Genomic DNA, 25,462 nt, shown 5'->3' with positions numbered 1-25,462 from the left:
TAATTGATCAGACCATCCTTAGTTAGCCGGATTAACCAGGCAGTACTGATTTAATTAAATAAATGACTTTCACAATATTTTGATAGAGAATGTTCCGGCGCAAAAATATCTCCAGAAAAATCGGCACATATTGAAACAGAACCTGGCGATACTCCGGCAGCTACAATCATTTCACGCCCATATTTTTCGCGAAAAATCATACCGCATTCTGAATTGATCTGGTCTTCTTGATATACCAAGAGAGAAACCGAATCTACGTTAAAGCCGGATATAAGGCGAGTCTCGAATACACCCGATCTCGCGTCGTCCGCTGCCACATCCGCGAGCCTCAAAACAATGCTACCCGTCTCATCCCATCCTGATACAGCATTTGCCCTTGAAAAAAATTCAATACAGACTAAATTTCGAAAATTCAATCTGAAATTCCAAGTTGTAGTTAGCGACTGACCTATCGGGATAGAATAGGAGACAATTTCGTTCTCTCGGATAATTGATTTAATTTCATCTAAACCGAAGCCAATGCACTCATAATCAAATCGGAAGCGTACTTGGTTTAAATCACTCCTCGTAGTGCAACGTTTCATGTGGCTTATCTCCATTGGCTGGAATATCAATGCTCTTACCACCTGAACTATTGGGACTACGTCCAAAAACTCCGTTGGCACCAACCTGAGAACCCGGTGGAGCGCTATCTCCCGTCACTTGCAGCCTCGTATCTCCAGCAAGGGTCTTTAAGTCTGACTGATAATCGCCTACCCCACCAAATTTTGGAAGTAAGTTTCCAGACGTAAATTTTGTTCCACTTCTGTTGCTACCAGCTCTTGGGTCAGCTGTGTCTCCTACCAGCGTAGTAGGCAAGGCCGGAGCCACGCATTGAGGTGGTCCATCTTTTTGCAGCTTCGATAAATCACTTGAAAGTATTTCGTTGCTCGTATCGGTGTAATACGGCCCACCCTGTGGGCCAGAAACAGACGGCAGCTGATATGTCGGGTCGATGTCGCGTATTTGCGCAAGCAGCTCCTTTCCTACTGCCTCATTCATCGCAGCCCGCAGGGCAACGCCAGGGGTCTCTACACGACCTTCTTTTACATCGTCCTCTGGGTCGGTTGCACGACCATCCGGATCGACATTAATAATTGGGTTGTTGTTGGCATAAGCATACCGATTAAACCCAAACACATCCCCCGGCACCGGCCCCACCGGATCGACGCTTAGCATGTACCCCGTCGACCCATCGTAATACCTCGCCTGCATATAAACGAACGCCGTCTCCGGATCATTCACATGCCCGGTAAACCCCGGCTGGCTCTGGTTCGGCCCGCTGGAGAGGCCTCCGTATGGCAGGTAGCTGAAGCTCGCCGTGACATTGCCGCTGGCATCCGCCTCGCGCACCGGGCTGCCCAGCCGGTCGGTCAGCAGGTAGGTGACGGTGCTGCCCTTGTGCCGCGCGATCAGCTTGCCGTTGAGGTAGATATAGTTGGTGCCCTGCCCGGTGGCCGCGTCGTAGCCGAACATCAATTGCCCGACCTGGTTGTAGAAGCTGTAGGTAGCTGCCGCAGCGCCGCCCACGGCGGGCGTCTTCATGATCCGCCGCCTCGCGGCGTCGTAGGCGTAACTGGCCACGCCCGGCACCGCCAGCAGCTGGTTCTTCGCGTCGAAGCTGTACTGGGTGGTGACGCCGTTGTAGGTCATTGCGGTGCGATTGCCGCGGGTGTCGTTCTGGTAGGTGGTGAACGGAGTGGTGCCGAACGTCACGCTGGTCAGGCGATTGTTGGCGTCCACGTGCATGTTGATCGGAAAGCCGATGTTGACGTTCTGGCGCAGGTTGTTGAGTGCGTCGTAGGCGTAGGACTGCGTACCCCACGCATTCGGCGCGATCGCCGAGATCAGCCGGTTCAGCCCGTCGTAGCCCAGGGTCTGGTTGTTCTGGCCGTTGACCAGATCGGTGACGCTGGTGAGGTTGGCGTCCTTGTCGTAGAGGTAAGCCTCATTCAGGCGCTGCGTACCGCCGAGGGCATAACTGAGGCCCGACGGCAGCAAGCGCGTGTTTTTCTGGATCAGGGCGCTGATGCCGTTGCCCAACAGGTGGCCCTGTTCGCTGCCGTCGGGAAAGTAGTGCACGCCGCTGGCGTAACTGCCTGCCTGGGTAGCCCGGCCCAGTGCATCGGGCGCGTAGGCGACGCCTTCGGCGGGACTGCCCGGATAGCCGATGGCCGATAGATGGTCATAGGCATCGTGGGAGTAGCCGATGCCCCAGGCGTTCTGGCCATTCACCCACAGGGCCTCGCCGGTGATGTTTCCACGGGTGTCGTAGTTGGCCCACCACAGGCTGATGCCCGAACTGGCGCTGGCGACGTGGCCTCGGGTGTCGTACGTGTACGTCGTGCTTTGCGTTCCCGTCGGCGGCGTGATCGTCAGCACCCGGTTCATCGCGTCGTAGGTGCGAGCGGTTTTTGCACCCGCGGCCACCTGATCCTGGCTGCACGCGCTGCCAGTGATGGCCAGGCCGGTGGCGCTCCAGTCCAGGTTGTTGGCCGCGTCGTAGTGCATCACGGTGCTGCCGCTTTCGGGCTCGGTGCTGCGGCACAGGCGGTGGTAGATGTCGTAGTAGAGATATTTGGTGAGGCTGTCCTGCTCGGTGCCGTTGAGGCCGGACTGGGTGATCGACAGCGGATTGCCATAGAGGTCGCGAGCAATGGTCTGGGTGATGCCCTGCGGCGCCTGCACCTTGATGACGGCGTCACCACCGGGCTGGTCGAACACCTGGTAGCTGGTGGTGGTGACATTGCCCTTGGGGTCGGTGACCTGGCGGCGCGCACCGGACAGGTAGGCGGTCAGGCTGGTCAATGGGCCGAGTTCGGAATCCTGGATGCTCTGTGTGGGGCGGCCCAGGGCGTCGTAGCTGTGGTGCGTACCGCTGGTGATGGCGGACAGCGCCGGGGTGCCGGCCACCGGGTACGACGCGAACGTGGCCTGGCCCTTGGCGTCATAGGCGTTGGCCGTGCTGGTATCCGAACCGGCCGTGCCGATGATCGAGGTGTCGCTGAGCGACGGGCGCAGCATCGCGTCGAAGTAGGTGACGGTGGAAGCATTGCCTGTGGTGACGGTGCGCCGCCAATGGTTGGCAGCGATACCGCGTTCGGCGCTGGTCACGAAGGCGTAGGCGAAGTGCGTGGGGTACCACGCCACCTCGTCGCCGGCCGGATAGGTGACCTGGGTGACGCGTCCCACCGGATCGTAGGTGTAGCTGGTGGTGTGGGCAGCCTGGTCGGTGATGCTGGTGATCTGGCCGAAGTCATCGACGGCCAGGCTTTCGCTGGTGCCGTCCGGGTAGCCGATCGTCTGCGGGATACCCCGCTTGTAGTTGCTCAAACTGGTGGTATTGCCGTTCCCGTCGGTAAAGCTAGCCAGTTGGCCTGCGCCGTTGAACGCGTAGTGCATCAGTGTCTGGCCGAAACGGGTGCGCGTGAGCAGCGTGTCGTTGCCCGAGGCGTAGGTGTCGGTGGACTCGACTTCGCCCGTCGTGTTGTTGGCAACTTGCAGCGTAAGACCCAGCACCCACAGCGCCGGGTCATTGCGGTAGGTGGTGCTTTCGTCGATCGGGCTTTGTCCTGCGATGCTGTTGGAGCGCCTCGTCTGGGTGACCTGGGCATAGGCATCGAATGCTTCGGCCTGCCAGGTATAGGCATCACCATCCTGGCTGACCGTGCGACTCGTCTGCGGCGACGACACCTCGACCTGCGCGCGGTTCATGCGGGATTGAAGAGCGCTGCCATAGCGCTCGGGCCACGGCCACGGCCACGTTGCCGTGACCGGTGGTATCTGCGCGTAATCGTCATCTTCCGACCGAAGCAGGGTCGTGCCGACCGCACCGCTGTAGAAATCCGTGGAAAGCAACTGTCCTTCCGTGGCATCGAAACGATTGCTGAAGGTGTAGCGTGTCGCCTGCCCCAAGGGGTTCGCCACATCGGTCCAGATGGTGGACACACAGCCGCTGGCGCAATCCTGCAACCAGCTTTCGTTGGCCGACGAGTAGGAGTAGTGCCAGGTTTCAGCGGGTATTCCCGTACCGCTGAAGGTCTTCTGCATCAGTGTCAGCTGGTAGTACACCCGCGGAATCGCCGCGGTGCTTCCCGGCGTGTCGTTGCCGGTGCCATGGCATGAGCGAGGCACATACGATCGTCCGTGAACCATGCCCTTGACCTGGAAGGTGCCCACCAAGCCGGAGGGGTGAGTGATGCTTCCGGTCCACGTGTCGGTCGACAAGTGCGCGGCCGTGGAACAGGTGCCACCAGCCGGATCCATGTCCGAGGCTAGGAAATCCGCCATGGCGAAGGACCAGGACGTGCTATCGGGAAGCGTCACCTTGCTCAGCACGTGGTAGACGTCCGTACCGTACTGGTAGGACCACTGCCGGTCGGCGCTTGAGGAATGCAGCGTCGCCGTGCTGATACGCGATGTGCCAGGCACGTAGGCGAGGTTCAGCGCTCGCCCGTCACTGGCGGTGATGGAAACGAGGTTCGCCCCGTCATAGCCATAAGTCAGATAGTTGCCAAACCGGTCTTCGACACGGGTGACCAGCATCGATGCCTGTCGACGACGCAGATAGTCATCATCAGCCATCATCGGCTGTACGCCGATTGATTGCAGGCTCATCGGCGCGGAGCCGGAAGGCCGGTTCATGTCGGGAGCCCAGCGATAGACCAGATGGTTGAATGTGTATTTGGTGCCGTCCGGTGCAATGGCAGTGAAACCTTCACCACTGACACCGTCGTCAGTCTGAACGCCGCAGCGGATCATCCAGTTCTGCTTGGTGACGATGGGAAATGTCGTCGTGCCCATCGACGGCGACAGTGTGTTTTCCGCCGCGCGTTTGAGCAGGTCCTGACTGCCACTGCCCGGCACGATGAGCTGGTAGCCGGTCCACCAAGTCATCGGCTCCCAATCGGCGCCTCCGACCTGCGCGGCAACCGTCGGGGGCGGCCCGAACAAGGTGCACCGTGCGGTGCTGTTGGGCTCATTGATCTGCCAGCCGGTGACATTGGTCTGCTGGGCCGTCATCGTGGTGATGCGGGGAATCTCGATGTCCCAGTCGGAGAAGGCACCGTCGATGGATTCGGCTTCTTTCGCTTCCCGCAGGTGGTACGAACGCGACAACTGCAATATCGGGCCGTTGCCGGCGAGGCTGATATCGGTCTGCTCGAACGACAGACTGCCGTTGTACAGACTCACACTTTCGCCGAAGGGCGTCGCGCCCAGGGGCTGGATCTCTTCATTGACGCGGATCAGCTTCTTGTATTCGTCTTCGGGAGTGACCGTCTGGGCATGAGCCGCGTTGGCGAACGCAAGCAGCACCGCTGCCCACAGGCAGATCCCTTGCCAGGTGATACGCATCGAGTTTTCCCCTGTGCCCGGCTTGATGCTCGGGCTCCCGAAAAGACTCCGCCTCGTCCCGGCGCCGTGTCAACGAGCAGGTTCTTGCGACAAGCGCGGCTCAGTCCGCAGCACGCGGCATGCTTCGGAGCCGGAATGCACGCAGGGACTCGGCCTTCCGAGTGGTCAAGACATGCGCAGTCTCAGCCTGCAACCGGCACCTTGCCCAGCACCTTCAACCGCTTCTTCTCCGCCCGGCGCGCCTTGCGTGCTGCCTTGCGGATCTTGCGGTCGTGGTTCCACAGGTAGATCGCCGGCGTACTCAACAACGTCAGCATCTGTGACACCAGCAGGCCGCCGACGATGGCGATGCCCAGCGGCTGGCGCATTTCCGAGCCGATGCCGAAACCGATCGCCAGCGGCAGCGCGGCGCCCATCGCGACCAGGGTGGTCATGGTGATCGGGCGGAAGCGCACCAGTGCCGCTTCGCGGATCGCCTCGGGCGCGGACAGGCCGCGTTCGCGTTCGGCGACGAGGGCGAAGTCGACCATCAGGATCGCGTTTTTCTTGACGATGCCGATGAGCATGAGGATCGCGATGATCGCCATCATCGAGATCTGCGTCTGGGTCACCAGCATCGCGAGGAAGGCACCGGCGCCGGCGGCAGGCAAGGTGGACAGGATGGTCAGCGGGTGGCCGAGGCTTTCGTAGAGAATGCCCAGCACGATGTACATCGCCAGGATCGAGCCGAACAGCAGCACCATGCCGTTGGACTGGAACTTCTGCAGGCGCTCGTTGGCGCCGGTGTACTCGACCTTCATGCCGTTCGGCAGGCCCACCGCGAAGGCGGCCTGCTCGACCAGTTTCACGCCGCGGTCCTGCGGCACGTCCTTGGCCAGGTTGTAGGTGATGGTGGACGCTTCCAGCTGGTTGTGGTGGCGCACCCGCAGCGGGGCGATGTTCGGCGCGATGGTGGCCAGCGCGGACAGCGGGATCATCCGGCCCTGCTCGTTGCGCACGCGGATGTTCAGCAGCGACTCCGGGCTCACCGTCTGCGCCGCGGCGGCGCTGAGCACCACCGCGTACTGGTTGATGTCGGAATAGATCTGCGAGACCTGGCGCTGGCCGAACGAGTTGTACAGCGCCGAGTCGATCGTGCCCACGCCCACGTGCAGGCGCGCGGCCGCCTCGCGGTCGATCTTCAGCAGCTGCTGCTTGCCGACCTGGTCGAAGTTGCTGCCGACGTCGCGGAATTCCTTGATGGTGCGCATCTGCCGCACCATCTTCAGCACCCACGGCTGCAGGTCCTCGCCGTTGTTGCTGACCAGCTGGAATTCGTACTGGCCGCCGCCGTCGCCGCTGCCACCGCCGCCCAGGAACTGCGCCGCGCTGACCGAGACCTTCACGCCAGCCAGCTGGTCGTACTGCTTCGACAGCCGCTCGACCACCTGCTTGATGCCTTCCTTGCGTTGGTCCGGACCGGGGCCGCGGGGCTTCAGGTCGACGAACATCTGCGCGCTGTTGCCCACCGCGCCGCCGGCGTTGTTGCCGCCCAGCATGGTCAGCTGGTCGAGCACGGCCGGGTCGGCCTGCATGATCTTCGCCACCGCCAGCGTGCGCTCGGTCATCTGCGCCGGCGAGATGTTGGCGTCGGCGTTGACGTCGACCTGCAGCTGGCCGGTGTCCTCGTCGGGCATGAAGGTGCCGCCGGCGGTCTTGGCCACCGCGAAACCCAGCGCGAAGGTGAGGAACAGCAGCAGCAGCGGCTGCCAGCGCATGATGCGGCGATGGTGCATCGCCCAGTCCAGCGCGCTTTCATAGGCCCGCGACAAGCGGCGATCGAAGCTCTCCACCGCCCGTTCGATCCGGCCCGGCGGCTTGCGGGTCGCCGGTTCGTGTTCCAGCATCCACGCGCACAGGGCCGGCGTCAGGGTCAGCGAGACCAGCGCCGAGATCACCACCGCCGCGGTCAGCGTCACCGAGAACTCGCGCAGTAGCATCACCAGCATGTTGTTGCCGAACAGCAGCGGCGCGAACACCGCCACCAGCGACAGGGTGATCGAGATCACCGTGAAGCCGATCTCGCGCACGCCGGTCAGTGCCGCCGCCATCGGCGGCTCGCCCCGTTCCATGTGGCGCACGATGTTCTCGATCACCACGATTGCGTCGTCCACCACGAAGCCGATGCACAACACCAGCGCCACCAGCGACAAGGTGTTCAGCGTGTAGCCCAGCGTCCACATCACCACGAAGGCGCCGGCCAGCGACAGCGGCACGCTCAGCGTGGCGATCAGGGTCGGCCGCAGCCGGCGCAGGAACAGCAGCATCACCAACACCACCATCACGATCGAGATCAGCAGCGCCACCTGCACCTCGTGCAGCGCCGACTTGGTGGTCTGGGTGAGGTCGAACACCGGCGACATCTCGATGTTCGAGGGCAGCGACGCGCGCAACTGCGGCAGGCGGGCGCGGATCGCCTCCACCGTGGCCACCGCGTTCGCTTCCGGCCGCTTGCTGATCTGCAGGCCCACGGTGTGCTGGTCGTTGAACCAGGCAGCCTGGTATTCGTCCTGCTGGCCGCTGTACACCTTCGCCACGTCGGACAGCCGCACCGGCGTGCCGTTCTTCACCGAGATCAGCAGGTGCGCGAACTCGGCCGGAGACTGCAGGCCGTCGGTGGCGCTGACCGTCATCCGGGTGCGGCCGTCGCTGAGCATGCCCTGCGGCGAGGTGACGTTGGCCGCGCGCAGCGCGTTGGCCACGTCGTTGGCGGTGAGGTTCTTGGCCGCCAGCGCGGCGGTGTCCAGCTCGATCCGCACTGCATGCGGGGTGCCGCCGAACACCTGCACCTGGGCCACGCCATCGATCTGCGCCACCGCGGGTTTCAGCAAGGTGTCGGCCAGGTCGAACAGCTGGTCCTGCGGCATCCCGCTGGAGGTCAGCGTGATGAACAGGATCGGGATCTGCGAGGTGTCGAACTTGAAGTATTGAGGCGGCGAAGGCATCCCGCTGGGCAGGTCGACCGCGGCGGCGTTGATCGCCGCCTGCACGTCGCGGGCGGCGCTGTCGGCGGTGCGGTCCATGGTGAAGCGCACCATCACCGAGGCCGAGCCCTCGCTGGCGTTGCCGTACATCTCGTCGATGCCGGGAATCCGCCCCAGGTGCCGCTCCAGCGGCGCCAGCACGGTGTTGGCCATGGTCTGCGCGCTGGCGCCGGGCTGGTTGGCCACCACGTAGACGCCGGGGAAATCCAGCGACGGCAGCGCGGCCACGCCGAGCAGCATGTAGGCCCACAGGCCGGCCAGCATCAGGCCGATGGCCAGCAGCGAGGTGCCGACCGGACGGCGGATCAGTGGCGCAAAGACATTCATCGCGCCGGCACCCGCAGGCGGCGGCGAAACAGGGTGGCGACGTGCAAGGCGAGAGTTCCGTTCATGCGGGCTTTATGCCCGCCCGGGGGGCGCGGCGAATGTGCCTGAAGTCCACACCCTGCCGGAAGGCAGGGGTGGCGGGGATCATCGTGGCAGGGCTGGCATCTGCTGCTGCAGCGCCCGCTGGCGCCGGATTTCGGCGCGCAGTTTCTGTCGCGCCGCCTTGCGCTCGCGGCGGTCGTGCTGCCACAGGTAGATTGCCGGCGTGCTCAGCAGGGTCAGCAGCTGCGACACCAGCAGGCCGCCGAGGATGGCGATGCCCAGCGGCTGGCGCAGCTCCGAGCCGTAGCCGAAGCCGATCGCCAGCGGCAGCGCCGCGCCCATCGCCACCAGGGTGGTCATGGTGATCGGGCGGAAGCGCACCAGCGCCGCCTCGCGGATCGCCGCGGGCGGCGACAACCCGCGCTCGCGTTCGGCGACCAGGGCGAAGTCGACCATCAGGATCGCGTTCTTCTTGACGATGCCGATCAGCATCAGCACCGCGATGATCGACATCAGGGTCAGCTGGGTGTGGGTGACCAGCATGGCCAGGAAGGCGCCCATGCCCGCCGCCGGCAGGGTGGACAGGATGGTCAGCGGATGGATCAGGCTTTCGTACAGCACGCCCAGCACCACGTACATCACCAGGATCACTGCCAGCAGCATCAGCAGCGCGTTGTTCAGGGCGTCCAGCAGGTTCTGGTTGTCGCCGGTGTACTTCTTCTGCACGCCGGGCGGCAGCTGGGCGGCGAAGATCGCCTGGTCGACCAGCTTCAGGCCGTCGGCCTGGCTGATGCCCTTGCCCAGGTTGTAGCTGATCGAGGCGGACTCCAGCTGGTCGAAGTGGCTGACCGTGACCGGCGCCAGGTGCGGCTCGATCTTCGCCAGCGCGGACAGCGGAATCATCTTGCCCTGGCTGTTGCGCACGTAGATGCCCAGCAGGGCCTGCGGACTCAGCTCGCCGGCCTGGTCGGCGGTGAGCACGACCCGGTACTGGTTGATGTCCGAATAGATGATGGACACCTGGTTCTGGCCGAACGCGTTGTACAGCGCCGAGTCGATCTGGCCCATGCCCACCTGCAGCCGCGCGGCGGCATCGCGGTCGACCTGCACCATCTGCTGCTTGCCGATGCCGTCGAAGCTGCTGCTGACATCCTTGAACTGGGTCATTCCGCGCATCACCCGCGCCAGTCGCAGGGTGGGCTCCTGCAGCGGCGTGCCGTCGGTGCTGTTGAGCTGGAACGAATACTGGCCGACGCCGCCATCACCCCCGCCGCCACCGCCGCCGCCGAAGAACTGCACGGCGGACAGCGACACGTCGAGGTCGCTGACGTTCTTGAAATGGACGGCCAGACGGTCGACCACCTGCTGCCCGCTGACGTTGCGCTCGCCCACCGGCTTGAGGTCGACGAACAGGACCGAATGATTGCCGACCGCGCCGCCGTTGTTGCCGCCGCCCAGGATGGTCGAGACGTCCAGCACGGCCGGATCGGCCTGGATGATCGCCGCCATCGCCCGCGTGCGGCTGGCCAGCTCGGCGGGCGAGATGTTCGCCGCCGCGCTGATCCGCGCCCGCAACAGGCCGGTGTCTTCCTTCGGCATCAGCCCGCCGCCGGCGGTGATGCCGACGGCGATCGCCAGCACCACGGTCAGCACCAGCAGGATCGGCGGCTGCCAGCGCATCACCCGGCGGTGGTGCATGGCCCAGTCCAGCGCGCGCTCGTAGACGCCGAGCATCCAGCGGTCGAAACGTTCGGCCCATCGCTCCAGCCGGCCCGGCGCGTGCTCGTCGGGCCGCTCCTGCAGCAGGCTGCGGCCGCACAGCGCCGGGGTCAGCGTCAGCGAGACCACCGCGGAGATCACGATGGTCGCTACCAGGGTCACCGCGAATTCGCGCATCAGCACGGTGAAGATGTTGTTGCCGAACACCATCGGTCCGAACACCGCCACCAGCGACAGGGTGATCGAAATGACGGTGAAGCCGATCTCGCGCACGCCGGTCAGCGCCGCCTGCAGCGGCGCCATGCCGCGCTCGATGTGGCGCACGATGTTTTCGATCACCACGATCGCGTCGTCGACCACGAAGCCGACGCACAGCACCAGCGCCACCAGCGAGAAGATGTTCAGGGTGAAGCCCATCATCCACATCACCACCAGCGCGCCGGCCAGCGACAGCGGCACGCTGAGCATCGCGATCAGGGTGGGCCGCAGCCGGCGCAGGAACACCAGCATCACCAGCGCCACCATCACGATGCTCATCAGCAGGGCCACCTCGACCTCGTGCAGCGCCGATTCGGTGGTCGGGGTGAGGTCGAAGATCGGGGTGATCGTCACGTCGGCGGGCAGCAGGTTGCGCAGCGCGGGCAACTGCGCGCGGATCGCGGTGACGGTGGCCACCGCGTTCGCTTCCGGCCGCTTGCTGATCTGCATGGTCACCGCGCGGGTGCCGTTGAACCATGCCGCGGTGTACTGGTCCTGCTGGCCGCTGCTGATCGTGGCCACGTCGGACAGCCGCACCGGTACGCCGTTGCGGCTGGAGATGATCAGCGAGGCGAAGTCCTGCGGGGTGTGCAGCGCGTCGTTGGCGGTCACCGTCATGCGGGTGACGCCGTTGCTCAGCATGCCCTGCGGCGAGGTGACGTTGGCCGCGCGCAAGGCGTTGGCGACATCGTTGGTGGTGAGCCCCTTGACCGCCAGCGACGAGGCGTTCAGCGCGATGCGCACGGCGTGCGGCGTGCCGCCGCTGACCTGCACCTGGGCCACGCCCAGTATCTGCGCCACCGCCGGTTTCAGCAAGGTGTCGGTGAGGTCGAACAGGCGGTCGGGCGGCAGGCTGGTCGAAGTCAGCGAGACCAGCAGCACCGGCACCTGGGACGTGTCGAACTTGAAGAAGCCCGGCGGGTTGGGCAGGCCGGGCGGCAGGTCGGCGGCCGCGGCGTTGATCGCCGCCTGCACGTCGCGCGCCGCCGCGTCGGTGGTGCGGCCGAAGTCGAACAGCACCTGGATCTGGGCGCCGCCTTCGCTGGCGCTGGAGAACATCTGCTTGACCCCGGGGATGCGGCCCAGGTGCCGCTCCAGCGGCGCCACCACGGTCGAGGCCATGGTCTGCGCGCTGGCGCCGGGCATCTGGGCGAAGACCGCCACGCCGGGAAACTCGATCGACGGAAACGCGGCCACGCCCAGCAGCAGGTACGCCCACAAGCCGGCCAGCATCAGCCCGATGGCGAGCAACGAGGTGCCGACGGGGCGGCGGATCAACGGTGCGAAAATATTCAAATGGCCCTCCCTGATGCGCAAGCATAACGGGAGCGCGCCGCCGATCGACAACGGCGGTGGCCCAGGCGGAGCAAGGCGGTCGGCGAGAACCGATCGCGATGGCGTCCCGGTGCCGGCAATGCACACGGCAAGGACGCGAACGTCCCTGTTCATTCCGCCTCCGTTCCCTCGATGGCGCCGAAGCGCCGGCTTCCCTGCCGGCTCGAACTTCGCCGGCCGACTCAGCGCGTCGCGGGGCTGTAACGCAGGGTCAGGAAGCCGCTGCGCCCGGGCTGGTTGTAGTACCAGACGGTTTCGTACTCGCGGTCGAACACGTTGGCGATGCGTGCCTCCAGCTGCCAGCCCGGTGCGAAGTGCCAGCTGGCGCGCAGGTCGGTGGTCGAGTAGCCGCCAAGCGCATGACGGTTGGCGGCATCGTCGAAGGTCCGCCCGGCGCCGTTGACGGTGGCGCCGATGGCCCACTCGCCGACGCGGCGATCCAGGTCGATCCGCGCCGTGCGTCCCGGGCGCCGCTGCAGCACCTTGCCGTCGTTCACCCCGCCGTCGTCGTTGCGCGGCTGCAGCCAGCTGGCATAACCCTGCACTTGCCAGCCACCGAGGTTCACGCCGAGCTGGCCTTCGACACCGCGGATGCGCGCCTTGCTGACGTTCGTCGGGAAGTAGTTGCTGTCCAGCGCGATCAACTGGTCGATGCGGGTCTGATACGCGTTCACCGCCCAGTTCCACGAGCCCAGCTGCCGGCCGAGGCCCAGCTCGGCGCTGCGCGACTGCTCCGGCTTCAGGTCGGGATTGCCGCTGCCATAGGGGTAATACAGGTCGTTGAAGGTCGGCGCGTGGAACGCGCTGCCATAGCTGGCCGACAACTTCAGCCCGTCATCGAATCGATAGCCCCAGGCCGCCGCGCCGGTGTCGTGGTCGCCGTACTGGCTGTTGTGGTCGCGCCGCGCGGACAGCTGCACCTCGTTGCGGCCGAACGTGCCCTGGTACTGCAGGTAGCTGCCGGTGTCGTGACGGCGGGTGGCCAGGAAGCCGGTGTCGCTCTCGATCTTCTCGCCCTGCCAGTCCACGCCCAGCGTCAGCAGCTGGTTGTCGGCAAGGCTGACGTCGTTCTGCCACGAGGCCTGGTTGCGCTTCGACCAGATGTAGCCGACGAAGCTCTCGTTCTCGTAGTTGTCGTAGCGGTCGATGTTCTGGCCCGCGCTCAAGGTGGTCTTCCACGCCTGCAGCGGATTGAAGCTGAAGGCGGCGCCGGCGGTCTGCTGCACGGTGCGGCTGCGGTTCTGGTAGCTGCCGTCGAAATGGATCTCGCCCAGGCTGCGCAGCCAGCTGCCGCGCAGTTCGGCACCGTTGTCCCAGCGGTAGCCGCCATTGGCCACCAGGTTCTCGTTGCGGTAGGGATCGTTGTCGGGCTCGTCGGTGTAGCAACCGGCGAACACGGTGCCGGCGCCGACGCGGCAGGAGTTGATGCCGCGGGTGTGCTGCGCACCCACCGCAAGGTTGTACCAGGCGTGCTCGTTGCCGCCGGACAGGCCGAACTGGCCGCGCAGCAGGTTCTGGCTGCCCGTGGTCACGCTGAACGAGGGCCGCAGGGCACCGTCCTGCGAGCCGCGCCGGGTGAAGATCTGGATCACGCCGCCGATCGCATCGGCGCCGTACAGGCTCGAACGCGGGCCACGCACCACTTCGATCCGCTCGATCTGTTCCACCGGAATCTGCTCGAACGCAGCCAGGCCGCTGCCGATGCCGCCGATCCGCACGCCGTCGATCAGTACCAGCGTATGCGCCGAATTGGTGCCGCGCAGGAACAGCGAGGTCTGCTGGCCATAGCCGCCGGCGTTGGCGAAGCTCACCCCGGGCAGGCCGGTCAACAGGTCCGCCAGCGACAGCGGCTGCAGCCGCTCGATGTCGGCGCGGGTGATCACGCTGACCGACGACAGCGCGTCGTCCACGGTGATCGCGGTGCGCGTGGCGGTGACCACCACGGCGCCCGGATGGGCCGCTTCGTTCTGGTCGGCGGCGTGCGCCGCCAGGGTGCAGCCAAGCAGCGCCGCTGCCAGCAAGGTCTTCTTCATGTCGGATCGTTTCCTCAAGGCGACACACCCGCGCGCCGCCATCAATGTCATGGGCCGGAAGCGCGCAAGAGGAAGACGGAACGACGGGCAGGCAGGAACGACCGACACGTGGTTCGGCCTCGCCCACCGCGAGCCACCAGGAATCGTTCGGGCCGGTCTCCGGGCTGGCGAGCGGCATGCCGTGATGCGCATGCCCCGAACGACGCCTTCCCGTGCCTTGCACAGTGGCATTCGCCGCTCGTGGATCTCGCTTACCGTTGCGGGGGCAGCGCCGGCCTTGCAGTGTGATCGCACACCACGCACCGGCTTCCCGTTTCATCCCTTGGCTTGTACGCCGGCGGGACACCTGAACCGCGCCACTGTAGCGGCGGACGTCCATTTGGGCAATGCGCCTCGGACCATGTGCGCAGCGGTGCAGGCCTCACGCGTAGCTACTGGGAGGGCATCCCGCCGATCCAGCTTTGGCGCACGCGGCACTCGTCGTCGAGCACGACCAGGTCGGCGCGATGGCCCGCGGCGATGCGGCCGTGGCTTTCGCCGAGGCCGAGGAAATCGGCCGGATAGGTGCTGGCCATGCGCGCCGCCTCGTCCAGTGGCAGGCCGAGCAGGTGCACGGCGTTGCGCACGGCCGTGGCCATGTCCAGCGCGGAGCCGGCCAGCACGCCCTGGGCGGTCTGGCAGATGCCGTCCTTCACGATGATGGTTTCGCCGTTGAGCATGTATTCCGGGCTGTCGGCGCCCACCGGCGGCATCGCGTCGGTGACCAGCAGCATCTTGCCGCGCGGCTTGGCGGCGATCGCCACGCGCAGGCTGGCCGGATGCACGTGGTGGCCGTCGACGATGATGCCGCACCAGCTGTCCGCGTCATCCAGCGCCGCGCCGACCACGCCGGGCTCGCGGCTGCCGAACGGGGTCATCGCGTTGAACAGGTGGGTGAAGCCGCGCACGCCCGCATCCAGCGCGGCGCGGGTGGTGGCGTAGTCGGCGGCGGTGTGCCCGGCGCAGACCACCAGGCCGGCGTCGACCAGGGCGCCGATGCTGGCCAGCGGCACCTGGTCGGGCGCCAGCGTGATCAGCCGCACGCCCCGATGCGGCGCGCACAGCAGCGCCATCTCGTCGCTGCCGGGCGCGTGGAAATACTTCGCGTCGTGCACGCCCTTGCGCGCCGGCGCCAGGTACGGGCCTTCCAGGTGGATGCCCAGCACGCCGGGCACGCCTTCGGCCAGCGCCTGCTCCACCGCCGCCAGCGCTGCGCGCATCACCTCGACGCGGTCGCTGATCAGCGTGGGCAGGAAGCCGGTGGTGCCGAACCGGCGATGCGCCGCGCCGATCCGGCGCAGGGTCTCCACCGTGGGTGCCTCGTTGAACAGCACGCCACCGCCGCCATTGACCTGTACGTCGATGAAACCCGGCAGCAGCGTCGCGCCGTCGAGATCGTGCTGCTGCGCCGCGCGCACGCGGGGATCGGCGGGCGGCAGCAGGTCGACGATGCATTCGCCATCGAGCAGCACGGCAAGATCGTCGCGCCAGCCGTCGGGGGTGAGTACGCGGGCGTTGGTGAGGGCGATGGTCATGGGCATGGGCGAGGAGTGAGTGGGGAGGAGTGAGGAGTGAGTGAGAGAGCAAAGCCAGAGCAAGGGTCGGAGCGGAGCCAAGGCACTCATTCGGCCTCGCCACTGCTTTCTCTCTCCTCACTCCTCCCCACTCACTCCTGGCTCCTAGACCGTCTCGGTGACCTTGTTGAGATGCGGCGGCACGTCGGGATTGAAGCCGCGGCGCAGCGACAGTTCGCTGGCCGCCCGATAGAAGCTCTGGATGATCAATAACGGCGTGAGCATGGCCGGCAGGCCCGTCGCCACCGGCAGCATCCCCGCGCCGTGCAGGCCCGGCGCGGCCACCAGCACCTGGGCGCCGCGGCCACGGAACTCGCGCGCCACGGCCAGCGTGCTGTCCAGCGTGTCGTCGTCCTGGGCGAAACACAGCACCGGGAAGTCGGGGCCGACCAGGGCCATCGGCCCATGCTTCACCTCGGCTGCGCTGAACGCCTCGGCGTGCAGGCCGCAGGTTTCCTTGAACTTCAGCGCCGCCTCCAGCGCGATGCCGAGGCCGTAGCCGCGGCCCACCACGAACAGGTTGTGGGCATCGGCGAGCGAGTCGCACAGCGGCGACCAGTCCGCGCTCCAGTTGTCGCGCAAGGCCTGCGGCAACCGCTGCAGTGCGTCGCCGAGTTCCGCGTCGTCCAGCCAGCGCGCGCACAGGTGCAGCACGGCGGCCAGCGCGGCGATGTAGCTCTTGGTCGCGGCCACGCTGCGCTCGGGTCCTGCATGCAGCGGGATCACCGTGTCGGCCAGCGCCGCCAGCGGCGAATCCTCGACGTTGACCAGCGCCACCACGCGCGCGCCGGCCCGTTTCGCGGCCTCGGCGTTGCGCAACAGGTCCGGACTCTTGCCCGACTGCGAGATGGCCAGGAACAACGCGCCCTGCCACTGCTGCTCGGCCGCGTACACCGAGGTCACCGACGGCGACGCCGAGGCGGTGGCGATGCCCAGCCGCGTCTCGAACACGTACTTGGCATAAGCCGCGGCATGATCGGAACTGCCGCGCGCGCAGGTGACGATGAAGCGCGGCGGCTCGGCACGCAGCGCGGCGGCCAGCGCGGCGATCACCGCTTCGTTGGCGGCGAACTGGCGCGCGACCACGTCGGCCGATTCGTGCGCTTCGGAGTACATCAAGGTGTCGCGGGCGGCCATGGGCGTCCTTCAGTCGGTCTGCAGTTCGGCGACGAAGTCGTAGATGTCGCCGCGGTACCAGGAACAGGTGAACTCGACCACGCGGCCGTCGTCCAGAAAACTGCGCCGTTCGATGCTGAGGCCGGCGCTGCCCACGCTGACGTGCAGCAGCCGCGCCTGTTGCGCATTCAGCGAGACCGCGCGCAGCCGTTGCAGGGCGCGGCGCGGGCGCGCGTCGAGTTTCTCCAGCGCCTCGTACAGCGAGTCGTGCACCAGCAACGGATCGGGCAGCACGCTGGCCGGCACCACGCTGCGCTCGATCGCCAGCGGCTCGTCCTGGCCGTAGCGCACGCGGTGCAGGCGCACCACCAGCGAACCGGGCGACAGGTTCATCGCCATCGCCTCTTCCGGGGTGACTTCACCGATGCCGCGCTCGAAGAATTCCGAACGCGGGCGCAGGCCGCGTTCGCGCAGGTCCTCGGTGAAACTGGTCAGCCGCGACATCGGCTTGACGATGCGTTCGGCGATGAAGGTGCCGGCGCCGTGGCGCTGCGTGAGCAGGCCTTCCTCGACCAGGCCGGCGATCGCCTTGCGCACGGTCACCCGCGACAGCTTCAGCACCTGCGACAGGTCGCGCTCGCTGGGCAGCGCCTGGCCCGGTTCGATGTCGCGGTGTTCGACGATGTTGCGGATCGCCCGGCGCAGGCGCAGGTAGGCCAGCGGCTGGTGCGTGGCCGGATCCTGGCAGATCCGGCGATATTCGTTGGCCAGGGCAATTTCCATTCGACAAAGATACCAATGGCAAACCACTGACCGCAAGGCCGGGGGCGTGGCCGATCGTTTCAGATGCAACCGATCGCGCCATATGGAGCTATCGGGTGGGCCGAATGAATTCGTATGCAACCCCGTATTCGTTCTGGTATTTCACTGGTACTATCGACCCTCCTTCGGGCAAGACGCGCCATTCGGCCTTGCCCGCCAGCCGGCATCGTTCGAGGTGACTGCGTGACTGCTTCTACCCAATCGGTCGATCCGTTCGACCTGGTGATCTTCGGCGGCACCGGCGACCTCGCCCTGCGCAAGCTGCTGCCTGCACTTTTCCACCGCTTCCTCGATGGCCAGATCCCCGGCAGCAGCCGCATCGTCGGCATCGCCCGCGAGACGCTGGACGACGCAGGCTACCGCGCCCAGTTGCGCGAGGCGCTGATCGGCATCTGCGATGCGCGCCAGCTCGACGTGTTCCTGCAGCAGGTGTTCTACCGCCCGCTGGATGCGCGCAAGGACGAGGGCTGGGACGACTTCGCCGCCTTGATCGGCAGCGAACCGGAACATGTCAGGGTTTTCTACCTGTCGACCTCGCCCGAGCTTTTTGTCGACATCTGCACCCGGCTCGGCCATTACAAGCTCAACGAAGGCGCCTCGCGGGTGGTGCTGGAAAAGCCGATCGGCCGCGACCTGGCCAGCGCGAACCAGATCAACGACGCGGTCGGCAAGGTGTTCAGCGAATCGCAGACCTTCCGCATCGACCACTACCTGGGCAAGGAGACCGTGCAGAACCTGCTGGTGCTGCGCTTCGGCAATGCGCTGTTCGAGCCGCTGTGGAACGCCGGGCACATCGACCACGTGCAGATCACCGTGGCCGAAACGCTGGGCGTGGGCCACCGCGGTTCCTACTACGACCGCGCCGGCGCGCTGCGCGACATGGTGCAGAACCACATGCTGCAGCTGCTGTGCATGGTGGCGATGGAACCGCCCTCGTCGCTGGCGCCCGATGCGGTGCGCGACGAGAAGCTGAAAGTGCTGCATTCGCTGAAACCCATCGACGAAAGCAACGTCAGCCAGCTCACCGTGCGCGGCCAGTACCGCGCCGGTGTGGCCGACGGCGCCAGCGTGCCGGGCTATCCGGAGGAGCTGGGCAACAACAAGTCCAACACCGAGACCTTCGTGGCGCTGAAGGCGGAGATCGCCAACTGGCGCTGGGCCGGCGTGCCGTTCTACCTGCGCACCGGCAAGCGGCTGCCCAGCCGGGTGTCGGAAATCGCGGTGACCTTCAAGCCGGTGCCGCATTCGATCTTCGGCGGCGACGCCGGCACGCTGGCGCAGAACCGGCTGGTCCTGCGGCTGCAGCCGGACGAAGGCGTGAAGCTGTGGCTGACCATCAAGCACCCCGGCCCCGGTGGCCTGCGCCTGCGCCACGTACCGCTGGACATGAGCTTCGCCGAGGCCTTCGGCGTGCAGCAGCCGGACGCATACGAACGCCTGCTGCTGGACGTGGTGCGCGGCAACCCGACCCTGTTCATGCGCCGCGACGAAGTGGAAGCGGCCTGGCACTGGGCCGGTCCGATCCTGGCCGCCTGGGCCGACAGCGGCGAGCCGCCGCGTCCGTACACCGCGGGCAGCTGGGGGCCGAGCGCCGCGGTGGCGCTGATCGAGCGCGACGGCCGCACCTGGAACGAAGACGGTGAGTAAGTCGTCCTCGCGCCGCACGATTCACCCCGCCATGCCGACGCGTGACACAGACTGCAGCCTCCTTCCCGACGCGACGCGCGCCGGCAGCCGCTGACTGCCCACGGCGCCACCATTCCTCATGACTCCATCACTCAACGTCACCACCCACAGCTTCACCGACTGCCGCGTCCAGGCCACCGCGCTGGCCGAACGCATCGCCGGGCGCCTGCGCGCGGGGCTGGCCGAACGCGGCAATGCCGTGCTGGCGGTCTCGGGCGGCAGCACGCCGAAGCAGTTGTTCGAACAGCTGTCACGCGAGCAGCTCGACTGGAGCCGGGTGCAGGTCACCCTGGTCGACGAGCGCTGGGTGCCCGATACCGACGAACGTTCCAACGCGCGACTGGTGCGGTCGCTGCTGTTGCAGCACGCCGCCGCCGCGGCGTCCTTCGTTCCGCTGTACACCGGCGATGCCAGCCCCGAAGCGGGACTGGCCACCGCCAGCGCACGGATCGGGGCGCTGCCGCTGCCGTTCGACGCCGTGGTGCTGGGCATGGGCGACGACGGTCACACCGCCTCGTTCTTCCCCGGCGGCGACCACCTGGCCGAGGCGCTCGATCCCGATGGATCGGCGCCGGTGCTGCCGATGCATGCCGCAGGTGCGGGCGAGCCACGCATCACGCTGACCCTGCCGACCCTGCTGCAGACACGGGCGCTGTACCTGCTGGTGACCGGCGAGAAGAAGCGCGACCTGCTCGCCGATGCACGCCTCGGCATCGGCGCGGCGCGGGACTATCCGGTGCGCGCGGTGCTGACCCAGCAGCGCGTGTCGGTGGCGGTGTACTGGTGCCCGTAGTCGGCCGCTGAAGGCGGCTGACATCCATCGAACGCACGCCCTTGCTTGCGCTCTTGCCTTCCCACCCAACGATTCCGGATCTCCCATGACCACGCTGCATCCCGTTGTCGCCGAAGTCACCGAACGCCTGCGCGAGCGCAGTCGCGAGACGCGCGCGGCGTATCTGAAGCGCATCGACGCGATCGACCGCAGCGGGCCGCAGCGCGAGCATCTGTCCTGCGGCAACCTCGCGCACGGTTTCGCCGCCTGCGGCACGGATGACAAGGACGCGCTGCGCAACGGTCGGCGCGCCAACCTGGCGATCGTCACCGCCTACAACGACATGCTCTCGGCCCACCAGCCGTATGAACGCTACCCCGCGCTGATCCGCCAGATCGCCCGCGACGCCGGCTTCACCGCCCAGGTCGCCGGCGGCGTGCCGGCGATGTGCGACGGCATCACCCAGGGCCAGCCCGGCATGCAGCTGTCGCTGTTCTCGCGCGACGTGGTGGCGCTGGCCACCGCGGTGGCGCTGTCGCACGACATGTTCGACGGCGCGCTGTTCCTCGGCATCTGCGACAAGATCGTGCCGGGCCTGCTGATCGGCGCGCTCTCCTTCGGCCACCTGGCCGGCGCCTTCGTGCCGTCGGGGCCGATGCCCAGCGGCATCCCGAACGAGGAAAAGTCAAAGGTGCGCCAGGCCTACGCCGACGGCAAGGCGAGCAAGGCCGAACTGCTGGAAGCCGAGGCCGCCTCGTACCACAGCGCCGGCACCTGCACCTTCTACGGCACCGCCAACTCCAACCAGATGCTGATGGAGATCATGGGCCTGCACCTGCCCGGAGCCAGCTTCACCGCCCCGGACACGCCGCTGCGCGACGCGCTCACCGCCGAAATCGTGCGCCGCGTCGCGGCGCACAGCGCGCTGGGCGACGCCTTCCTGCCGCTGGGCCACATCGTCGACGAGCGCGCCATCATCAACGGCGTGATCGGCCTGCACGCCACCGGCGGTTCCACCAATCACCTGCTGCACCTGGTGGCGATCGCGCACGCGGCCGGCATCCAGTTGCGCTGGGACGATTTCGATGCGCTGTCCGGCGTGGTCCCGCTGCTGGCCCGCGTCTACCCCAACGGCTACGCCGACGTGAACCAGTTCCACGACGCCGGCGGCATGGCCTTCCTGATCGACCAGCTGCTGGGCGCCGGCCTGCTGCACGCCGACGTGCAGACGATCTTCGGCACCGGGCTGGACGGCTACGCGCAGATCCCGCAACTCGACGAGGCCGGCGCGCTGCACTGGGCGCCGGTGGCCAGGCAGAGCGGCAATCGCGGCGTGCTGCGCGGCATCGACGAACCGTTCCGCGCCGACGGCGGCCTGCGCATGCTCGAAGGCAACCTCGGCCGCGCGGTGATCAAGGTGTCCTCGGTGCCGGACGACCGCCTGCTGATCGAGGCGCCGGCGATCGTGTTCGACGACCAGGACGACGTGGCCGGCGCGTTCAAGCGCGGCGAACTCAACCGCGACTTCGTGGCGGTGGTGCGCTTCCAGGGCCCGCGCGCGAACGGCATGCCCGAGCTGCACAAGCTCACTCCCACGCTGGCCCTGCTGCAGGATCGCGGCCACCGCATCGCCCTGCTCACCGACGGCCGCATGTCCGGCGCCTCCGGCCGCGTGCCGGCGGCGATCCACGTCACGCCCGAGGCGGTGGCCGGCGGCAACATCGCGAAGATCCGCGACGGCGACATGATCCGGCTGGACGCGGCGAATGGACGTCTGGACGTCCTGATGGAAGCGCATGAACTGGACGCACGCCTGCCGCATGTGGCCGACCTCTCTCGAGAGCACAGCGGCATGGGCCGCGAACTGTTCGGCCTGTTCCGCCAGGCCGCCGCCAACGCCGACCTCGGCGCCGGTGTGCTGTGAACCTTTGCCCCCTCCCCTGCAAAGCAGGGGAGGGTCGGGGTGGGGTCGCTCTTGATCTTCCCCGCCACCTCGGACAACCCCCTCCCGACCTCCCCCTGCGCGCAGGGGGAGGAGCCAAGACAACCGGAGCTTTCCGTGACCACCTCCATCGAACAAAAGCAGCAGCAAGTCGAAGCCCTGATGCGACTGGCGCCGGTGATCCCGGTGGTGATCATCGACGACGCCCGCCACGCCGTGCCGATGGCGCGCGCGCTGGTCGCCGGCGGCATCCCCACCATCGAGGTCACCCTGCGCACGCCCGCTGCACTGGACGCGATCCGCGCGATCGCCGCCGAGGTGGAAGGGGCGGTGGTCGGCTGCGGCACCGCCTTGACCGCGCGTGACCTCGAGGCTGCGCGGCAGGCCGGCGCCCGCTTCGCCGTGTCTCCAGGCACCTCGCCACGGCTGCTCGATGCGGCCGACAACAGCGAGCTGCCGCTGCTGCCCGGCGTGGCCACCGCCAGCGAGGCGATGGCCCTGCTCGAACGCGGTTATCGCCACCTGAAATTCTTCCCTGCCGTGCCCGCCGGCGGCACCAAGTTGCTCGGCGCCTGGGCCAGCCCGTTGCCGCAGATCCGCTTCTGCCCCACCGGTGGCATCAGCCTGGCCAGCGCGCCGGAGTTCCTGCGCCTGCCCAACGTGATCTGCGTCGGCGGCTCCTGGCTCGCCCCGGCGGACAAGCTCGCCACGGGCGACTGGTCCGGGATCGAGCAGCTGGCCCGCGAGGCCGCCGCGCTGTCCTGAACGCCCGTCCCGGGCGCCGAACCGGTTAAGGTGGCTCGCACTCGGCGCGGCCCACGCGCGCCTGATCGGCCAGGACTTCATCGCGTGAATCTCGGACCACTCGCTCTTTCCTCCGGCCTGCTGGCCTTGCTGTTCGGCGTGATCGCCGCGCTGGCCACGGCCGGCTTCCTGCATCGGCGTGGCTACGCCGACACCGGCAACCCGCTGTTCCTGATCCTCGGCCTCGGCCTGCTCGGCGCGCGGCTGGCCTATGTGGCCGGCTGGTGGCCACAGTACGCGCAGCAACCGCTGAGCATTTTGAACATCCGCGATCACGGCTTCGATCCGCTCGCGGGCACGCTGGGCGTGATCGTGGCCGCGCTGCTGGTCGGCTGGCGCCGGCCATCGTTGCGGCGTCCGCTGGCCGCCAGCGTGGTCATCGGCATCGCGGCCACGGGCTTCGCCGCCCTGCTCGCCTGCAAGCTCACCGCGCAGGCGCAGGCGCCGCTGCCCACGCTGCAGCTCGGCGATCTCGACGGGCGCGCGGTGGATGTCGACAGCCTGCGCGGCCAGCCCACGGTGATCAACCTGTGGGCCACCTGGTGCGGTCCCTGCCGGCGCGAGATGCCGGTGCTGGCCGAGGCGCAACGCACGATGCCGCAGGTGCGTTTCGTGTTTGCCGACCAGGGCGAGTCCGCGGCCACGGTGAGGCAGTTCCTGCAGGCGCAGCAACTGACGCTGCAACACGTGCTGACCGACGAGAACCTGCAGCTGTCGAACTACTACAACGTGCGCGGCTATCCGACCACCTTGTTCATCGATGCCCGCGGCCGGCTGCGCGACACGCACATGGGCGAACTGTCCCGAGCGACCCTGGCCGATCGCCTGCAACGCATCGAGGCGGACCTGCCGCCGTCCCCCGCGGGGCGCTGATGGAACGGCCGCACGCACCGAGGCCCGCCACGCTCGGCCACATTGCGCAGGCCGGGCTGCTGTTCTTCATCCTGGTTGCCGTGGCGGTGCAACTGCTGCGCGGCGACCTGGACTGGCGGGAGGCGCCGCTCAGCTTCTATCTGCTGGATGCGTACGGCCACTGGCTGCAGGCCGCCTACGTCGTGCTGGCCATCGCGCTGTGCGTGCTGGGCGCGGGCTATTACCGGGCGCTCGACGCGCGCCAGCGCAGCGCGGCGCCGTGGCTGCTGTTCACCGCTGCCGGCCTCGGCCTGTGCGTGACGGCGCTGGCGCACAGCAACCTGCCCGGCCGTGCGCCCACGCTGGAAGGTTTCGTGCACGGCGTGGCGGCACAGGCGGCGTTCCTGTGCGTCACCGTGGCCGCGCTGCTGCAGTCGTGGCGGCTGCGCGTCGATCCACGCTGGCGCCCGCGGTTCGCGTCGGCCTTCGGGCTGGCGCTGGCGGGCTTCGCCGCGATCTGGGTGGATGCGCTGTGGCATGGCATGCCGCGCGGGCTGGAGCAGCGGCTGGTGATCGCGCTGATCCTGGCGTGGCTGCTGCTGGCGGCAAGTTGGCTGCGGCGCTACCGATTGGCGTAGCGCCGTCATCGTCCACCTGCTGCTCTTGCGCCTCACGTTTCAGAACCTGTGAAGAAATCCTCTGCTTTTCAACGTGTGTCCGGCACATGCCCGATGGCTGCGCTGAGAGGTTGTGAGTTCTTCAACCTCCCAGCCCGGCCAGGAACAGCCGGTCGCGGATCGTCACGCAAGTAACTGATTCACGTGAGCGAAGAAAACCACAGGAAGTGATTTTCTTCACGAGCGCTGAGAGGTCGATGAACTCACGATCCCTCAGACTTTGGTCACGATGTCGAAGTCCTGACCGAGATACATCGCCACCTTCTCAAACAATCCCATTTGCACGTCCTGGAAGGCATCCTCATGTGCCGGGTCATAACGTGGCGCATCTTCGTCCCAATAAGGGTACTTCAACGATGCGTTCAGCATTTCGACCCTTGCCACGTTCATCAGCACTTGGGCCTCTTCGTGGTTCGCAAGTATCAACTGGTCGTCACCGCCGCGGCCCAGGATGTCCAGTGCAGCTGGATAGTCCCGCTCAATCGCAACGGCTTTGAGCGCAGCCTTTATGGATGACGGAAATTCCACGGTCGTGCTCATAGAATTTTTACTCCCGTGGCCTTCATGGATTTTTCCAGTTCTTTCAGTTTTTCAACAAGATCCTTCACGCTCATTTTCTTGCCAACATTAAGCAAAGGGTGGTCGATCGTCTTATAGTTTATTACCAGATCCTTGGGTAATTCGGCATTTCTTGGAAGCAACCAGACTTTTCCCTTTATCGGAATATCCTTTAGACGCTGAAGGGAGCTTGAGAACGAGAGGCCTTTGGTTATATCTGGATACACCATGTATTCGCCAGCGCTGCTGTCGAAAATTATCTTGAAGTCTGCTGGACGCACGGTTTCATTTCCGTTTTCGTCCTTGTACATGCGTGCTGTCGCTGCATTGCCCCCGCCGCGATACAGGCCTTCCGCGGCACTTTCCTTTGTGTATACATTCCAGATGTCGTCCCTATCAATCTGTATATACATACATCCCTCTGTTTAGTGTAATGACGTCCGTTTTATTACGATTGCAATCTTGCTGGGCGAGTTCAATTCTGAAGTG

The 25,462-nt window shown here is 66.3% G+C and carries 16 protein-coding genes and 1 riboswitch; of the genes, 6 read left to right on the top strand and 10 right to left on the bottom strand.

Going from position 1 to position 25,462, the window contains the following annotated elements:
- Window positions 1-50 precede the first annotated feature (50 nt).
- The 8 genes from UU7_RS18305 to UU7_RS07940 all read right to left on the bottom strand — a co-directional run bounded on the left by UU7_RS18305 (window position 51) and on the right by UU7_RS07940 (window position 17,643).
- On the bottom strand, window positions 51-584 hold the full coding sequence (locus tag UU7_RS18305; RefSeq protein WP_157582024.1) for a hypothetical protein: 534 nt from the start codon (window positions 582-584) through the stop codon (window positions 51-53).
- Window positions 559-5,394, bottom strand: coding sequence for an RHS repeat domain-containing protein (locus UU7_RS07970; protein ID WP_007807135.1), 4,836 nt, complete (start codon window positions 5,392-5,394; stop codon window positions 559-561). Before UU7_RS07970 ends, UU7_RS18305 begins: the two co-directional genes overlap by 26 nt.
- 182 nt (window positions 5,395-5,576) lie before the next feature.
- The gene (locus UU7_RS07965; RefSeq protein ID WP_007807134.1) at window positions 5,577-8,744 is read right to left on the bottom strand and encodes an efflux RND transporter permease subunit; all 3,168 of its coding nucleotides are present in this window, start codon (window positions 8,742-8,744) and stop codon (window positions 5,577-5,579) included.
- 144 nt (window positions 8,745-8,888) lie between these two features.
- The gene (locus tag UU7_RS07960) at window positions 8,889-12,059 is read right to left on the bottom strand and encodes an efflux RND transporter permease subunit (protein ID WP_040673087.1); all 3,171 of its coding nucleotides are present in this window, start codon (window positions 12,057-12,059) and stop codon (window positions 8,889-8,891) included.
- A 221-nt stretch (window positions 12,060-12,280) separates the two neighbouring features.
- Complete coding sequence (gene btuB / locus UU7_RS07955) at window positions 12,281-14,131, bottom strand: TonB-dependent vitamin B12 receptor (protein ID WP_007807131.1); 1,851 nt, start codon at window positions 14,129-14,131, stop codon at window positions 12,281-12,283.
- Between the two features lie 133 nt (window positions 14,132-14,264).
- Window positions 14,265-14,496: riboswitch (cobalamin riboswitch) on the bottom strand.
- Between the two features lie 66 nt (window positions 14,497-14,562).
- Window positions 14,563-15,705: an N-acetylglucosamine-6-phosphate deacetylase gene (nagA, locus tag UU7_RS07950; RefSeq protein ID WP_040673085.1), complete on the bottom strand. Its 1,143-nt coding sequence runs from the start codon at window positions 15,703-15,705 to the stop codon at window positions 14,563-14,565.
- A 144-nt stretch (window positions 15,706-15,849) separates the two neighbouring features.
- Window positions 15,850-16,881 (bottom strand): SIS domain-containing protein, encoded by a 1,032-nt coding sequence (locus tag UU7_RS07945; protein WP_007807127.1) that lies wholly within the window; start codon window positions 16,879-16,881, stop codon window positions 15,850-15,852.
- A 9-nt stretch (window positions 16,882-16,890) separates the two neighbouring features.
- Window positions 16,891-17,643, bottom strand: a complete 753-nt coding sequence (locus UU7_RS07940; RefSeq protein ID WP_007807125.1) for a GntR family transcriptional regulator — start codon at window positions 17,641-17,643, stop codon at window positions 16,891-16,893.
- Window positions 17,644-17,865: 222 nt separating this feature from the next.
- Between UU7_RS07940 and zwf the strand changes: the two genes are divergently transcribed.
- From zwf to UU7_RS07910, 6 genes are all read left to right on the top strand, one after another.
- The gene (gene zwf, locus UU7_RS07935; RefSeq protein ID WP_007807123.1) at window positions 17,866-19,329 is read left to right on the top strand and encodes a glucose-6-phosphate dehydrogenase; all 1,464 of its coding nucleotides are present in this window, start codon (window positions 17,866-17,868) and stop codon (window positions 19,327-19,329) included.
- A gap of 118 nt (window positions 19,330-19,447) precedes the next feature.
- Entirely contained in the window at window positions 19,448-20,161 is a 714-nt protein-coding gene (gene pgl / locus UU7_RS07930; protein WP_007807121.1) for a 6-phosphogluconolactonase, read from the top strand.
- A gap of 85 nt (window positions 20,162-20,246) precedes the next feature.
- A complete protein-coding gene (edd, locus tag UU7_RS07925) occupies window positions 20,247-22,064 on the top strand; it encodes a phosphogluconate dehydratase (protein ID WP_007807119.1) in 1,818 nt (605 codons plus the stop codon).
- A gap of 135 nt (window positions 22,065-22,199) precedes the next feature.
- Window positions 22,200-22,847 (top strand): bifunctional 4-hydroxy-2-oxoglutarate aldolase/2-dehydro-3-deoxy-phosphogluconate aldolase, encoded by a 648-nt coding sequence (locus tag UU7_RS07920; protein ID WP_007807118.1) that lies wholly within the window; start codon window positions 22,200-22,202, stop codon window positions 22,845-22,847.
- An 84-nt stretch (window positions 22,848-22,931) separates the two neighbouring features.
- The gene (locus tag UU7_RS07915; protein WP_007807116.1) at window positions 22,932-23,759 is read left to right on the top strand and encodes a TlpA family protein disulfide reductase; all 828 of its coding nucleotides are present in this window, start codon (window positions 22,932-22,934) and stop codon (window positions 23,757-23,759) included.
- A complete protein-coding gene (locus UU7_RS07910; RefSeq protein WP_007807114.1) occupies window positions 23,759-24,376 on the top strand; it encodes a DUF998 domain-containing protein in 618 nt (205 codons plus the stop codon). Before UU7_RS07915 ends, UU7_RS07910 begins: the two co-directional genes overlap by 1 nt.
- A gap of 252 nt (window positions 24,377-24,628) precedes the next feature.
- Here UU7_RS07910 and UU7_RS07905 read toward each other — a convergent pair whose 3' ends face one another.
- The gene (locus UU7_RS07905) at window positions 24,629-24,955 is read right to left on the bottom strand and encodes a hypothetical protein (protein WP_007807112.1); all 327 of its coding nucleotides are present in this window, start codon (window positions 24,953-24,955) and stop codon (window positions 24,629-24,631) included.
- Window positions 24,952-25,386, bottom strand: coding sequence for a hypothetical protein (locus UU7_RS18300; protein WP_157582021.1), 435 nt, complete (start codon window positions 25,384-25,386; stop codon window positions 24,952-24,954). The genes UU7_RS07905 and UU7_RS18300 overlap by 4 nt, the downstream gene beginning before the upstream one ends.
- Window positions 25,387-25,462 lie beyond the last annotated feature (76 nt).

The organism is Rhodanobacter spathiphylli B39 (assembly GCF_000264295.1).
In the GTDB taxonomy this organism is placed as follows: Bacteria; Pseudomonadota; Gammaproteobacteria; order Xanthomonadales; family Rhodanobacteraceae; genus Rhodanobacter; species Rhodanobacter spathiphylli.
This window is presented reverse-complemented; position numbering and strand designations above follow the sequence as displayed.